This is a genomic window from Novosphingobium subterraneum, from assembly GCF_000807925.1.
Lineage (GTDB): Bacteria > Pseudomonadota > Alphaproteobacteria > Sphingomonadales > Sphingomonadaceae > Novosphingobium > Novosphingobium subterraneum.
The window spans coordinates 314,054-329,161 of sequence record NZ_JRVC01000002.1; the positions used below are offsets into that span (position 1 = coordinate 314,054).

Sequence of the window (15,108 nt, forward strand, 5' to 3'; positions counted from 1 at the left end):
CTGGGTCATCAGAAGGCCAGGGTCGCGTTGGCGAGGACGGAATAGAAGCGGCTTGCCTTGCCCATCTGGGCGAAGAGATCGTCAAAGCCGGCGCCTGGATCGAGCACGGCGCCCGAAAGGCGGAAGACGAGATTCTGCGAGGCGTTGGGCCGCCAGATTGCCGTGACGGAAGCATCCCAGCCAATGTCGCGCGGGATCGAACCTTCGTTGCGCAGCACTTGCAGGATCTTGGTGTTCTCGAACCAGAGATGGTTGAGGTTGGTCGAGACCCGCACAGTTGGAGTGAGGTCGAAATCCGTACCCAGACCAAGCAGCATCGTACCCGGGTTCGTGAAGTTGGACTGCCCCTGCTCCTTGGATGAGCGAAGCGAGTTCAGGATGCCGTTGCGACCATTGACCGAGATGTTGCGGCCACCGCCGGCGAACGGGATCGTCTGGCGAATCCAGTAGCTGGTGTCCGCGCCTGCGAACTGGGGATTTTCGAAGATGGCGTCGAAACCGCCTTCGGTCTTGTCATAAGGATCACTGTCGCCACTTGCCCAGAGGCCGGAAAGGCGGACGCGGGTCCAGTCGAAATCATAGCTGACTTCGGCAGCGGCCATGAACGCCTTGATCTCGGCCGCGCGGCTGGTGAGGAAATTGTTCCGGTCCTCGCCCAGTGCAGCGTAGGCCTGCGCGGTGAGGTTGAGGCGTCCGATATGGCCGTCTGCAGCATAGCCGAGATAGACCACGTCGTACTCGCGACCGCGCAGATCACCAATCAGCGCCGGGCGAACCGGGAAGCCATTGGTATCGACCGTGATGTCGTTGCGCTCACGGTTCATGTTGTAGGTGACGGAGACCTGGCTGGTCAGGCCGACAACGGGAAAGTCCTGGCGATAGAGGTTCGCCATGAACACCCAATCGTTGCGCGGCGCCCGGCTGACGTCGTTCAGCCCGGAATTGGTTTCCTTCTCCAGCCGCCAGAACGCGGCGAGGTTGAACTGCACGCGGTTGTTGTCGCGGTTGCCGAAGAGGCGCACGCCCAACTGATTGTCGTTGAAGAGGAACCCGCGAAAGTCCGACTGCATCGGCTGGATGCCTGCACGCAAGGATATGAAATCGTAGCGCTTCGTATCGAACCGGCCGATGTGATAATCGATGAAGGCTTCCTGCAGTCCGATGAAGCCATCGGTACGCTTGGTTCCCTTTGAAGGTTCGACGAACAGGACGCGCCGTTCCGGCACCTCGACGTGGTTGATGTTGCCAGCCACCGCAATGCGATACTCGACCACGGGCGGCTTGTAGGCCGTCATGCCCTTGAGCAGCGAGAGGCTGGCGATGAAGGTCTGCGACAGCACCAGGCTGTGGCTACGACCAAAGACGTCAATCGCGTTGGGATTGGTCGTGGTCTGGTTGCCGACCGGGATCGGGAAACTACGCGGCTCGACCACCGTATCGGAAACCGCGCCGGCCAGCAGATACCAGTCATCCCCTTTCAGGAAACCGGGGCGCTTGCCCCGCGCCAGGGGACGATCGCCTTTGAGCAGGTTATGATGAAACGGATCGAGCTGCGAATGACAGACGTATTCGAGCTTCGGGAATAGCGTGTAGAGCGAGCGGTCTTTCTTGCCGGTCGCCTTGTCCGTCTGTGGACAGAGCGAAGACATGATACGCCAGCGGTCAGGCAGGGCCACATCAAGGCCGAGATCGCCCACGGGCCCCTCGCCATCGTACTTGTCGTAGAAGGCTTCCGGCGGCGGAGCATTGACCGCACCGGGATTGTCCTGCTCGACCTTCTCGGGAAGCTGCTTGTTGAAGCCGGGGCGGCGACGCCCATCGATCAGCGCACCATCGGCATCGGTTTCACCACCCGGGAGCGGAGCAGCTTCCTGCCCGGCCGCGGCATCGCTCTGCGGGTTCGCCGCCTCCTGCGGATCGCCCGCACCGGGAGAAGCCGCGTCTACGGCTGCCAAAACGTGGAACGGCAGGGTGACGGGCTGGGAGGCCGGCGTGGTAATGCCGAGAAGGAGAGCGACCTGCTGCATCACTTGCCCTCGCAGACGTTCTGGTCAGTGGTATCGAGGAACGGGGCGAAAGGACAGTTCACATAGCGCAGGCGAACGCCCTGGCCGACCGGGACGACGATGGTATCGGCCCGAATTTCCTTGGGCGCGTTGCCGATGGTGCCCACCTTGGCACCGCCATTGTGCGTTCCCAGGAAAGCGATCATGTCGTCCTGATCGATACCGTCACCGGAAATGCCGATGGCACCGACCAGCTTGCCGTTGCGGTAGATCGGAACCGAACCCGGAAAAATCTGGATGCCGTTGGCAATGCGCTTCTTGCCGGTAGGGGTGTCCGGGACCGCCGTGCAGCGCTGAACCACGTCACGCGCGTTGAGAGAGCCTTCGACGAAAACCGCGTGCTGCAACAAGTTGGCCTTGACCAGAGCGATCTGGAGGCCAGTGGCCAAGGGGCTGAAATCCGTGATCGGGCGAGAAAGCGGTCCATGGGGACGGCCAACTTCTCCGTCAGGGAAAAAGGGCCGCGACAGGTTACCGCCCGATCGGTCAGCGAAAGCGATCTTGCCAGTGAGAGCCGTCTGATCGCCGAGGAAATCGCGGGTACGCTGCACGAATGCGGGGATTTCCGCATCGGTATTGGCGAGAAGCTGCTCGGCTGCGACCGGATTGGAAAAGAATGCAGCGGTGCGCGCCTTCTGGAGCGAAACGTCGATCCCGAAGATGGGCGCGTCAGGCCCGCGAACAAGGCCGAGCACCTCGCCGTAGGTGTCGACAACGGAAATCGAAACCTGTGCGCGGCTATCGAGGGGGCGGCGGATCTGCGCGCGGGCGCGCGTCATGATCGTGAAGGCCTCTTCGAGAACGGCACGCACCTCTGCAGCGGTCAAAGCCGTGCCGACGGCAGCGGAATCGGTCCCGCCCTTGATGGGATAGCGGTTTGCGCCAGACCCGTTGCTCAGGACGTAGGCGTCGGCCAGCGAGAACTCGCTCGGGGTCGCACGCCGAATGCCGCTGGCTTCTGTTCCATAGGGCGTTCCAGCAAGAACCGCGGTGCCATCATAATAGCCACGCACGGGAATGAGGGTGCCTGCCGTGTTGTTAATTGCGGAAAAACTGGTCTGAAGCGGATGAAGGCCTTCGACCCGCGCATCGGCAAAGCGCAGCGTGGAACCATCGACCGGAATGCGATCGGCGCGAATCTCTGCCGGCGGTGCGAAGCCCTGGATGCCGGCGAGCGCCATGAATTCTTCCGGATCGCCGTCGACGTCGGTCACATCGGGATCGTAGGCATAATCGCCGTCGGCCATGATGCCGATGCCGCCAACCACGACCCCGTTCTTGTAAAGCGGGAGTCCGCCTGGATCGGCAGCCAGCCCCAACGGAGCGCGCTTTGGACCGATAAAGGCGGCGCTTCCGGCATTGCCCGCGGCAAATCGGGCGGAAAGGTCCGAGCACGGCAATTGACTGAACTGCACGCCGAAGAGCGGGCCTGATTCAAGGCCGGGCGTATTCGGCGCCGGCGGGAAATGCTCCTGCACGATCATGCTGGCCGTGCGGGTGGAAAAGGCATTCCCGCTCGACGAAAGGTAGGCGGCGGTGACAGCCTTCGAAATGGCTCCCATCGTCGCTTCGACTTCGAGCCCCTGCGCATCGACTTCACGCGGCGATATCTCGCCCGTGGCGGTGCGCGGGCTGATGATCATCCGGGTTGCAGCACCGTTCATGCGGAAAACGGCAAGCACGTTGCCGACACGATCGACCACTGCGATGATCGCCGGGTAGTTGAGGGCCTTGGCCTCGCCCACTGCCTGCGCAATTATTTGCTGGACTTCCGCGACAGTCAGGGCTTCCTGCGCCGGATCAGCGAAAAAACGCGAAGACGATGTCGGGGTAGGTGTCGGCGTGAATGTCCCGCCCGAGCCAGAGTCACCACCGCCGCACCCAGACAAAGTGAGAGAGAGCGCGAGTGCGACGGCGGTGGTCTGCCGGAGAGCCAACGGCATGCGCATCAGCGAAGGCTCCGGATGGATCGTACCGCGCTGCCGAGGGCGCGGCGGAATGAGAGAGGCTGGAAACCGTTCGGATCACGAACGGCGGCATAGGCCTGGTTGATCTGGACGCGCAGACCGCTGGCGGAACCTGGCGAGACCATGCCTTGATTGACGAGACCATTGAGCAGCGTATCGACAGCCATGACCGACTGCACGGCCCCCTCGTAATCAGTGAAGCGTTCGCCAATCGCGTCGCTGGCAATCGAGTCCATGATCGCGAAGGTCTGCTCCCGTGTGAAGCTGGCAGAGGCGAAGCGCGCAGACAGCGCATCGGCAGACTGGCGCAGTGCCTGGGCCGCGGCGACGGTCTCTCCGCGGTTCGCCAGCATCGCCCGGTGGAACGCCTTGGCCCGCGCGTCGAACGTGGCAGCCGCATCCGGCGCGATGACACGCGCAGCCGCCAGAAGCATGATCATGTTCTCGTCGTTATAGGGAGGCGTGCCAAGATCGACGGGGCGGCCGGGATTGCGGATTGCCGTGACGTTTCCATCCTCACCGTCATAAATGCGGCGGTGGCATGAGTGGCAATCGTAGAAGGTGAACTCGGGGAAGATGCCATCCATGGCCCGCGCCGGCTGGCTGAACAGCTCAAGGCTGCGCTTCACGGCCTCGGCTTGCCCCACGGCCCACATGCGCATCGAGTTGGTCTTGCCGCCCTTGCGCTTAACGTAGTCGGCGTCCTCATCGTGGTGCTGCTGGAGCGTGGTGAACAGGTCCAGCTCGAACGAAATGCGCGGGTGGCCTGCGGCCATGATGCGGTGGGCGATGAACTGGCCCTTGGCCTCGCCGGAGAAATGACAATCAAGGCAGACCTGCGCCTTCACTTGTGGGCGGGTCAGATCGGTCATGCCCTGGGCGACGTTGCGGGCGTGGCTGGCGCCGACGGTGTAGTGGGAAGAGAGCCAACCGCCAGAAGCACCGTGGCACGCTTCGCAATCGACGCCATCGGAAGGACGCGCAGATCCCGGCGAGGCGTGGCAACCCGCACATTCACGCTGAATGCCAGCAGCATCGAGCCCCATCCGCCTGACGATGGCCTGCCCACGCGGCTCCTGGATCACGCGCCAGGCGCGGCTGTGCGCACCCGAAGGCGAGGAATCTTCCTGCCAGCGCATGAGTTCATCCTGCCGGACGACAGCACCATCGGCGACGCTACGGCCGTGACAAGTGGAGCCCGCGCATGACGCGACACCGACGTGGCCGCGCAGGACCGCCGGTGCAGTCCCCTGGGCCTGCAGCGAAGGCGACACCAGCGAGGATGCACCGAGGGCGGCTCCGGCCATGACAAGGCAGAACGCCATCGCCATGGCGGCGGAGCGCGGTAGGGCCCGGCAAGTTGCCGCGAGCTGCCTGATTCGCAAGATAGTACCCAGCATTGCCCCTCGTCCCCACCGGCCCTGCATATCGCGCGGCTTTTGCCTTGTGCGATAGCTCCTGCCGGAAGTGCTGCAATGCGACCCCGTTGATCTTCAGGTTAGGACACTCTTACCCCTTGGTTCAAGTGGCTAATCGGCATCTTTGGAAACATATCGGAAAGACAGGCACCTTTCTTTGTCGGAAATCACTTCCGGCGGATGACCATGTTCCTGATCTCGGACATGTCTTCCATGGCGAAGCGGATCCCTTCGCGGCCGAGGCCCGAATCCTTGACCCCACCGTAGGGCATGTTGTCGACGCGGTAGGAGGACACGTCGTTTACGACGATACCACCGACGTCGAGCTTGTCCCAGGCGTCCATCACCTTGTGGATGTCGGCCGTAAACAGGCCCGCCTGGAGCCCGAACTTGCTGTCGTTTACTTCCTCGAGCGCGGCATCCCAATCCGTGAACCTGGACAGGATGACGACGGGACCGAAGGCCTCTTCGGTATAAACGTCCATATCGCGGCTGCAGCCTTCGAGCAGGGTCGCTTCGAGCATGTTGCCATCGCAGCCACCGCCGGCGAGCAGCGTGGCTCCCCCAGCCACTGCAGCATCGATCCAGGTCTTGAGGCGCTGCGCTTCCTTGGCCGAGATCATCGGGCCGATGAAGGTATCGCGGTGCTTGGGGTCACCCGACTTCAGCGTCTTGACCCTGGCGGCGAGCATGTCGCGGAACTGGTTGTAGATGTCGGCATGGATGATCACGCGCTGGACGTGGATGCACGACTGACCGGACTGATAATACCCACCAAAGATGATGCGGGCGAGCGCGTGTTCGAGGTCGGCGTCCTTGTCGACGACAACGGCTGCATTGCCGCCGAGTTCGAGGACGACCTTCTTCTTGCCCGCCTTCCCCTTGAGGTCCCAGCCGACGCCCGGCGAGCCGGTGAACGAAAGGAGCTTGAGCCGGTCATCAGTCGTGAACAGGTCGGCGCCGTCGCGGCTGGCAGGAAGGATCGAGAATGCGCCTTTCGGCAGGATATCGCATTCCGCCAGCACTTCGCCCATGATGATCGCGCCCAGCGGGGTGAGCGAAGCGGGCTTCATCACGAAAGGGCAACCCATGGCGATGGCGGGCGCAATCTTGTGCGCGGCAAGGTTCAGCGGGAAGTTGAAGGGCGAGATGAAGCTGCACGGACCGATCGGCACGCGCTTCCACATGCCCATGTAGCCCTTGGCGCGGGGGCTGATATCGAGCGGCTGGACTTCGCCGTAGTTGCGCGTGGCTTCTTCGGCGGCAATGCGGAAAGTGTCGATCAGGCGACCCACCTCGCCTTCGGAATCGGCAATGGGCTTCCCGGCTTCGACGCAAAGGGCATGGGCGAGCTCGTCCTTGCGCTCGGCAAAGCGGCGGACGCAGTGGTCGAGCACGTCGCGCTTCTCGTAGGATGCAAGCTTGGCCATGGGTTCGGCGGCGCGGACGGCACCGGCGATTGCCTCATCGATCACGTCAGGCGTGGCGAGCGCGGTGCGGAACGCGATCTCGCCCGTGAACTTGTCCGTCACCGCAAGGTCGGTGTTCGGCTGCACGGCCTTGTTGTTGAGATAGAGCGGGTAGACGTCCTTGAGCTGTGACACTTGATAACCTCCAACGTCATCCCGGGCTTGACCCGGGATCCCGCTATTTATCGAACCGCCGCAGGTGGAAAAGCGGGACCCCGGGTCAAGCCCGGGGTGACGACATGATGAATCGCCTGAACCCTAGAGTGCCTTGGACAGTTCCTTGATATCCTTGTTGAGAATCTGGTCGTTCTCCGAATAGTCGACCGGACAATCGATCAGGTGGACGCCCGGCGTATCGCGGCAATGGGCGAGCAGTTCCTTGAGGTGCTCGGAACTTGTGACGCGATGCCCGTGCGCGCCGTAGCTTTCGGCATACTTCACGAAATCGGGGTTGCCGTAGGTCAGGCCAAAGTCCTCGAAGCCCATGTTGGCCTGCTTCCAGCGAATCATGCCATAGGCGCTGTCATTCAGGATGAGCACGGTGAGGTTGAGACCAAGGCGGACCGCGGTTTCCATCTCCTGGCTGTTCATCATGAAGCCGCCATCGCCGCAGATCGCCATGACCTTGCGCTCAGGGTAAAGCATCGCGCTCATCATCGCCGAGGGCAGGCCAGCGCCCATTGTCGCCAGCGCATTATCGAGCAGCACGGTGTTGGGATGGTAGGCGGTGTACCCACGCGCGAACCAGATCTTGTAGACGCCGTTGTCGAGGCAGATGATCGCGTCCTCAGGCAGGGCATCGCGGATCTGCTGCACGAGGTGCGGCGGGAAGATCGGGAAACGAGTGTCGGCGGCGAGCGGTGCGGTGTGCGCGACCTCGGCAGCGCGATAGGCCAGCATATGATCGAAGTTCCAGGCCGGGTTTGGCTCGACCGCTTCCTTCATCTGCCAGACCGCGTTGGCGATATCGCCGATCACCTCGATGGCGGGGAAATAGACAGGGTCGACTTCAGCCGTCTTGGTCGAGACGTGGATGACCGGCGTACCGCCTTCACGCATGAAGAACGGCGGCTTTTCGATCACGTCATGGCCGACATTGATGATGAGGTCGGCGTCCTCGACGGCACGGTGGACGAAATCACCGGCCGAAAGCGCTGCGCAACCTAGGAACTTGGGGTGTCGCTCGTCGATCACGCCCTTGCCGAGCTGCGTAGTGAGAAACGGTATGCCGGTCTTCTCGACAAACTCGCGCAGCATCTTGCCGGTCATCTTGCGATTTGCGCCCGCCCCGATGACGAGGACCGGAGCCTTGGCGTTCTGCAAGGCGTGAACGGCCTGCGCGATTGACTTGGCATCGGCGTTGGGGCGGCGCACGAGACTGCGCTTGAGGGGGACGGAGTCGGTGTGTTCGTCAGCGATATCCTCGGGCAGTTCGATATGCGTTGCGCCGGGCTTTTCTTCCTCGGCGAGGCGATAGGCTTCGCGCACGCGGCTGGGGATATTGTCGGACGAGGCCATCTGATGGGTGAATTTGGTAATCGGCCCCATCATCGAGACGACATCGAGAATCTGGAAGCGGCCCTGCTTGGACTTCTTGATCGGCTTCTGACCAGTGATCATCAACATCGGCATGCCGCCGAGCGTGGCGTAGGCGGCGGCGGTCACGAAATTGGTCGCGCCGGGCCCGAGGGTGGCAATGCAGACGCCGGTCTTGCCGGTGTGGCGACCGTAAGTGGCTGCCATGAATCCGGCACCCTGTTCATGGCGCGTGAGGATCAGCTTGATCTTTTTCGAGCGGGAAAGCGAATCGAGGAAATCGAGGTTCTCTTCGCCCGGAACGCCGAAAATGTATTCGCAGCCTTCTTCCTCAAGGCACTCGATGAACAGGTCTGACGCCTTCTTGCCTTCGGCCATTTTTGGTCGCTCCATCAACGGGAACGCGCGGCCAAGGCTGCGTTACCCTCCCCAACTTGGATGCGACCGCAGGGCAAGTTCCCGGCGCGTGTCGTTATGGCCCCCGCGCCTGCCCTTGCCCGCATGGCTATCAAAGGTGCGCGCCGCTGTCACGCCCCGCCGTCAATAGCCGAGCGAAAGATCCACCTGCGGCTGGAGCGGCTCGCCCGAGCGGAAGCGGGCGAGGTTTTCGAGAAAGCGCGTGACCGAACGCTCGAACATCCGCGTCTGGGCACGGCCGGAGAGATGGCTGGTGATGTGGGCATTAGGCACGTCCCACAGCGGGTGCTTTGCCGGCAGGGGTTCGGGGGTGACGACATCGAGAAAGGCGTGACCCGGGCGGCCCGCCTTCAGGCCCGCAATCAGCGCTTCCTGATCGACGACACTGCCTCTTGCGACATTGACCAGTGTGGAGCCGGGTTTCATCGCGGCAATCTCGGCTTTGCCGATCATGCCTTCGGTTTCGGGCGTAGCCGGGACGGCAAGTATCACCCAGTCGAAGGTACCTAGCTGACCACGCCACTCGTCCAGACCGAGCGTGCCCTCCCCCTGCGACCGTCGCACCTTGACCACATCGACATCGAAACCCTGCAGCATGCGATCGACCCTCTGGCCGATAGCGCCATAGCCGAGAATCAGCGCGCGGCTGCCGGCCAGTTCGACCTTGCCTGGACTGTCGAGCAGCCATTCGTGTCGGTCTTGCGAGCGCACTACCTCGCGATAGCCCTTGGCCACGGTCAGCATGCCCATGACTACATATTCGGCGATGGTGATAGCGTTGATGCCGGTGCCGTTGGTAAGGATCACGCCCCGCTCCCGAAGCACATCGAGCGGGAAGAAATCGACTCCGGCATAGACCGAGTTCAGCCACTTTAGCCCTGTCGCCAGCCGGATTGCCTTGTCCATGCCGCCGGGCTGGTAGAGGTCAAACCAGCCGATCTCCGCCTCCGGTGCCAGTTCGAACAGTTCCTCGGCGCTGCGAAAATACCGCGGCTCCACCCACCTTGGCAGGTGCGGCTCGATCAGCGGCGCGGCCACGGCATTCATCACGAGGACGGTCATGCTGAGCTCTCTCCCAATAACATTTGCGAGAGACTTACCCTATCGATTGCGGATTGAAACCCGTTCAGACGAGCTTCCATTCCCAGCCGAGCGGGTCGCCGTCCATCACCTCCACACCCTTGGCGGCCAGTTCGTCGCGCAGAGCGTCGGAACGGGCGAAGTCCTTGTCCGCGCGCGCGGCCCTGCGGGCTTCGAGAGCAGCTTCAATTTCAGCCTCTTCGATCTCGACGCCCTTGGGCCTGAGGCGGAGCGCCTTTCGGTCAAGCGTGAGCAAACCGATGCCAAGGACAGCATCCATTGCTGCCAGCGCCGCAAGCTTTTCCGACGCATCGACCTTTTTCAGCGCGAGCACTTCCTCGAAAACGGTGAGCGCGACCGGAGTGTTGAGATCATCCGACACCGCTGCATCGAAACGTTCGAGGAACGATGTGAATCGTGGACCGGGCTGGGCCTCCGTTTCGCCCGCCCGCTCCTTGAGCTGACCCACCGCGATCAGCATGCGCTTGAGGCGCGTGAGTGCGGCCGAGAGCCCGTCCCACGAGAACTCGAGTTCGCTGCGATAATGTGCCTGCAGGCACATCAGGCGATAGGCCAGCGGCGAGTAACCCTTGTCGATCAGGAGCTGCAGCCGCAGGAATTCACCGCTCGACTTGCTCATCTTGCCTGACCGTTCGACCAGGAAGTTGTTGTGCATCCAGACCCGAGCGCCGGAATTTGCGGGGAGGTCCAGCCCATTCGTGCAGCAAAACGCCTGGTTTTGCGCGATCTCATTGGGATGGTGGATCTCACGGTGGTCGATGCCGCCGGTGTGGATGTCGAACGGGAAACCGAGCACTTCGCCGGACATGACCGAACATTCGAGATGCCAGCCAGGAGCGCCCTTGCCCCATGGCGAATCCCACTCCATCTGGCGCTTCTCACCCGGCGGTGTCTTGCGCCAGATGGCGAAGTCGGCGGCGTTGCGCTTGCCTTCGACTGCTTCGATGCGACCCTCCCCGTCCTCGGTCTGCGCACGAGCGAGGCGGCCATAATCGGCCACGGTCGAGACATCGAAATAGAGGCCGCTGTCGAGTTCGTAGCAGTGGCGGGCCGCGATCTTCTCGGCAAAGGCGATCATCTGCGGCACGTATTCCGTGGCGATGGTCCAGCGTGCCGGCTGGCGAATGTTGAGCGCCTTGACGTCTTCCCAATAGGCTTGCGTGTAGTGCTGCGCGATGTCCCAGATGGACTGGGCCTGCGCCTTCGCCATCTTCTCCATCTTGTCCTCGCCATCATCGGCATCGTCGGTGAGATGGCCGACGTCGGTGATGTTGATGACGTGGGTTAGCTTCAGCCCCTTGAACGACAGTGTGCGACCAAGGATGTCGGCGAAGACATAGGCCCGCATGTTGCCAATGTGGGGATAATTGTAGACCGTCGGCCCGCAGGAATAGACGCGCGCCTCGCCTGCGTGGACGGGCTGGAACTCCTCGAGCTGTCGCGTCAGGCTGTTGAACAGCTTGAGCGGTGCAGAGGGCGCGAAGGGGGCGGGGCCGTGGACTGACATGGTGCAGCCATTGCCCCGCGCCCCCGCTTCAGGTCAAGTCACTCGCCGGTTTCGCGCGCCTCACCAAGCAGATCGTCATTGCCCGTGCCCGTCACCGGCTCGTCGATCAGCGGTTCGAAGCCCGCTGGCGCGATCTGGTTCAGTTGGATGAGCGTTGTCTTGGTGAAGCTGTCGACCACCTGCAGCGCGTTCTCGGCGGGATCGGTCTTGAGCACCTCCTCCACGAGATCGCGCAGTTCGATGATCTCGAAAGGCAACTTGTTGCAGGCATTGGCACTGAGGATGACGCAGCCGTTGACCGACGAAAGCTCGGTGAAGCTTTCATCGAACGCGATTTGCTCGATCGCATCGACACCGACCTCGCCATTCACGATGCCGTTGATCGCGATATCGAGCTGGCCTCCGTCACGACTGCCAATGCTCAGACTCTTGGCAACCAAGCCCCGTCGATCATCGAGACGGGTGCCCAGCGAGGTGTTCTGGATGTAAACCTCGCGGTCTGAACGAAGCTGTATCGCATCTGCTTCCACCAAAGTACGACCGTCAGTGACCCCATCATTCAGGGCAAGTCGATCCGTGATGAGCGCCGTGTCCGTCAGTTGCGCTATGTCCTCGAGCGCGCTGCGGGTGACCATGGCAATGCCAGTCCCCGATATCCGCAGGGTGCCCCCACCATCTTCATTTTCACGCAAGCGGATCGAGCCGGTCGCGGCGTCGAGGAACACTCCGGCCTGACTGTCCACGGCCAGTCTGTTACCGCTGGCATTGCTCATGCTCAATGCACCGAGGAATGACGCCAGTCCGCCCGAAGCAAGCGAAAGTGTACCATTTTCCCCGATCTGGCCCGGCACTGTGCCAGCTTGGGCGGCCACTGCCAGATCGCCTACCAGCAGCGCCTGGTTGGCGCGGATGGTCAGATCTCCTCCAGAGCGGATGTTCGCAAATTCCGCCTGCGAGATGGCATAACCGCTCGCTGCCGAGGCAATGTTATCACCAAGCTTCAGTGGCCCCTGCCCGGTGTTGCGCAAGGTTATCTCGTTGGTATGCGTGGCCTCCCCAAGTCGACCGCTGGCCGCAATCGCAAGATCGGCCGAGGTCAGGTCCATCTTCGCACCCGTGGCAAGTCCATTGACACGGATTGTATTGCCCGCGTTCAAAGTAAGCGTCTCTGCGGCATCTGCCACGTCGTTGATCACGATGTCGCCGCTGGCCGCGATATCGATATCCCCTTGCCCCCTCACACCGGGTGTAACCAGTGCTAGCTGCCGCAGGCCTGCCCCATTGGCAAAGTCGTATCCTGCAGACAGATGACTGACGATAACGCTGCCGTTTCTCGCAAGCAGATCGATATCGCCCGCCGCGGCGACGGTTCCACCTCCGATCGAGCCATTCGCCGAGACAACGACGTTGCCGTCATTGGCGACGATGCGAATGATCTGCAGGTTGCCCAAGGAATCAAGGCCAACAGCATCGGCTTGGACGCTGATCGCGCCCGTCAGCTGCAGGCCCGAGATGTTGACGATCCCGCGAGACGAAATCCGCGCGGACGCACCAGACAACGCCGAAACTGCAAGATCGCCCTGTGTGGTGAGATCGATGTCACCTCCTGCGGAGATGGAAGTCCCGGTCATTGCAGTATTGGCGGACCGGAATGCCCCGCCCGCAGTGATCGACGAGAAGCCGAGGTTCCCGGCCACGACGTCGACGTCTCCGGCGGCAGCAATCGCGCCCAGACTTGCATCGCCGCTCACGGAGATGGCGAGATCAAGGGTGCGTGCCCACAAAGCCCCTCCCGAAACCGTCCGGCCGCTGATCGCAATGCCCCCACCCTCGATCCGGCCATAGGTGAAGCTGCCGGTTCCAGTGGCAATCCGGATCTGCCCGGTGGCGACAAGATCACCGCCAACCACGTTCCCGCTGGTGATGACGCCCAACGAACCGCCGCTCGACATCCGGGTGAAGGTCAAGGACTGGCTTGTCACGTCGAGAGCGGTGCCCGCCGTTGCCGTGCCGACCTCCACCTTACCCGAACCTGCCAAGGTGAAGTTGCCGGAAGCACCGAGAACCGGAGCACTCAGCGAGCGGACACTTGCAGAGAAATCTGCGCCGGATTGCGCACTCGCAAGCGTTGCATCCCGGGCAGTCAGCTCAAGCGACCCACCCGCGATGAGCTGGCCGGTCGTCAGATCGCCCACGACATCAATGCGGAGCTTACCCGTGCGCGCCGTCATCGCGCCGCCACGAGCCGATGCGGCATTGATGGTCACGTTGCTTCCGTCGACGCTGCCGTAGGAAAGCGCGCCTCCTGTTGCGATGGCGACTGTATCCGCTGCGGTGGCACGACTGATCGAGACATCGCCATCGTCGTCGATGGTGATGTTCGCGCCTGCGATGAGATCACCACCTTGCGTACCGGCGAGCGATCGGATCTGCGCATCGCTCGCAGCATCGATCATATTGAAATCAAGTGCACCGGTAGCGGCGGTGAACATCCCGCCCGCAGTGGCTGTATCAATCAGGCTTGCTCCCGTGCTGGCGATCGTGATGTCGCTCCCCGCAGTGAGTGTTCCAGCATCAATCGTATTGCCGACCAGCGACATCGCCGTTCCTGCATCGGCACTGCCGAGTTGAAGAGCGCCCCCAGCATCAAGAGTGATGGCAGATGTGGCCTTGGCGGTGCCGATCGTGAGATTTGAGCCGGTCGTCACGGTGACGCTGGCCGGGTTGCTCGCCGGGCCACCGCTTCCTGCCCCCAGCCCGAAGTTGAAGGATATGCTGCCGGTATTGTCGCCGGAATTCGAATCCCAGTAGCCAACCGAAAGGGTTCCCGTTGCCGGTGCCGTGATCGTGCCGTTCGCGCCGACAAGAACTCTCTGTCCTGCAACCTCGCCTACCAGCGCACCGAATGGTGCCGTAAAGTTACCGATCGTCAACGAGCCGAACTGCGCGCCAATCTGCGTTCCCGGCTGGATGCCCGAGTCGTCCTGGGCGGTAGACAGGCGGAACGCGATCAAGCCATCCGCGTCAGAGAAGCGCGGCAGCGGCCCGGCGCTCCACAGGTCGTTTGTCGATGACGAGACAGTAAAGGTCTGGCCCTGCAAGACATCGAATACCGGCAACAGTTGTCCGCCAGTGTAGGAGTTGCCCAGCGCCTGCACCACGACCTGCACGAGATTCTGACCGGTATCAGCCAGCCCCGCCGAGATGCTGCCGATCTGGGCGCTCCCCGAAATTGCGAGCACGCTGTCCAGACCGGACCTGCTCGTGCCCAGCAGTAATGACGCGGCGGTAAGGTTGAAGGTCCCGAACACCGACACAGTACCGATTTCTGCCCTGTCACCGATTGTCAAAGTCAGGTTGCCATCGCCGGTCAGGCTGAGCGCATCGAGGCCTGCCGCATCGATCGAAACTGCACCGCCCGTCCGCAGGTCGGTCAGCGAGACGCCACCGGCAGTCGAAATACCGAGATCGCCGCCTGCATCGAGCGTGCCTGCCTGCAGGCTGTCGGCGCCGAGCGTCATCGTCGTGCCAGACGTTGCCGAGGCCAGCGTCAGCGCGCCGGTTGCCGTCACGGCGATGCTGGTGCCGGCATCGAGCGTGCCGCCGGTGATCGTCCCGCCTGCCAGC

General features: G+C 62.5%; 8 protein-coding genes. All 8 read right to left on the reverse strand.

Annotated features, from left to right (window positions below; genetic code table 11):
* Window positions 1–8: 8 nt before the first annotated feature.
* Window positions 9–2,027 carry a hypothetical protein gene (locus tag NJ75_RS03435; protein ID WP_039331459.1) on the reverse strand — a complete coding sequence of 673 codons (2,019 nt, stop codon included), beginning with the start codon at window positions 2,025–2,027 and terminating at the stop codon, window positions 9–11.
* Window positions 2,027–4,015, reverse strand: coding sequence for a GlcG/HbpS family heme-binding protein (locus NJ75_RS03440; RefSeq protein WP_052241908.1), 1,989 nt, complete (start codon window positions 4,013–4,015; stop codon window positions 2,027–2,029). Before NJ75_RS03440 ends, NJ75_RS03435 begins: the two co-directional genes overlap by 1 nt.
* The gene (locus NJ75_RS03445; RefSeq protein ID WP_236727049.1) at window positions 4,015–5,364 is read right to left on the reverse strand and encodes a cytochrome c family protein; all 1,350 of its coding nucleotides are present in this window, start codon (window positions 5,362–5,364) and stop codon (window positions 4,015–4,017) included. The genes NJ75_RS03440 and NJ75_RS03445 overlap by 1 nt, the downstream gene beginning before the upstream one ends.
* Before the next feature lie 254 nt (window positions 5,365–5,618).
* Complete coding sequence (locus tag NJ75_RS03450) at window positions 5,619–7,055, reverse strand: aldehyde dehydrogenase family protein (protein WP_039331461.1); 1,437 nt, start codon at window positions 7,053–7,055, stop codon at window positions 5,619–5,621.
* Window positions 7,056–7,178: 123 nt separating this feature from the next.
* Entirely contained in the window at window positions 7,179–8,834 is a 1,656-nt protein-coding gene (locus NJ75_RS03455) for an acetolactate synthase large subunit (RefSeq protein WP_039331462.1), read from the reverse strand.
* Between the two features lie 162 nt (window positions 8,835–8,996).
* Window positions 8,997–9,935, reverse strand: a complete 939-nt coding sequence (locus NJ75_RS03460; protein WP_039331463.1) for a D-2-hydroxyacid dehydrogenase — start codon at window positions 9,933–9,935, stop codon at window positions 8,997–8,999.
* A gap of 64 nt (window positions 9,936–9,999) precedes the next feature.
* Window positions 10,000–11,481, reverse strand: coding sequence for a cysteine--tRNA ligase (gene cysS, locus NJ75_RS03465; RefSeq protein WP_052241909.1), 1,482 nt, complete (start codon window positions 11,479–11,481; stop codon window positions 10,000–10,002).
* Window positions 11,482–11,519: 38 nt separating this feature from the next.
* A partial coding sequence (locus NJ75_RS24705; RefSeq protein ID WP_039331464.1) for a beta strand repeat-containing protein occupies window positions 11,520–15,108 on the reverse strand: 3,589 nt, incomplete at its 5' end.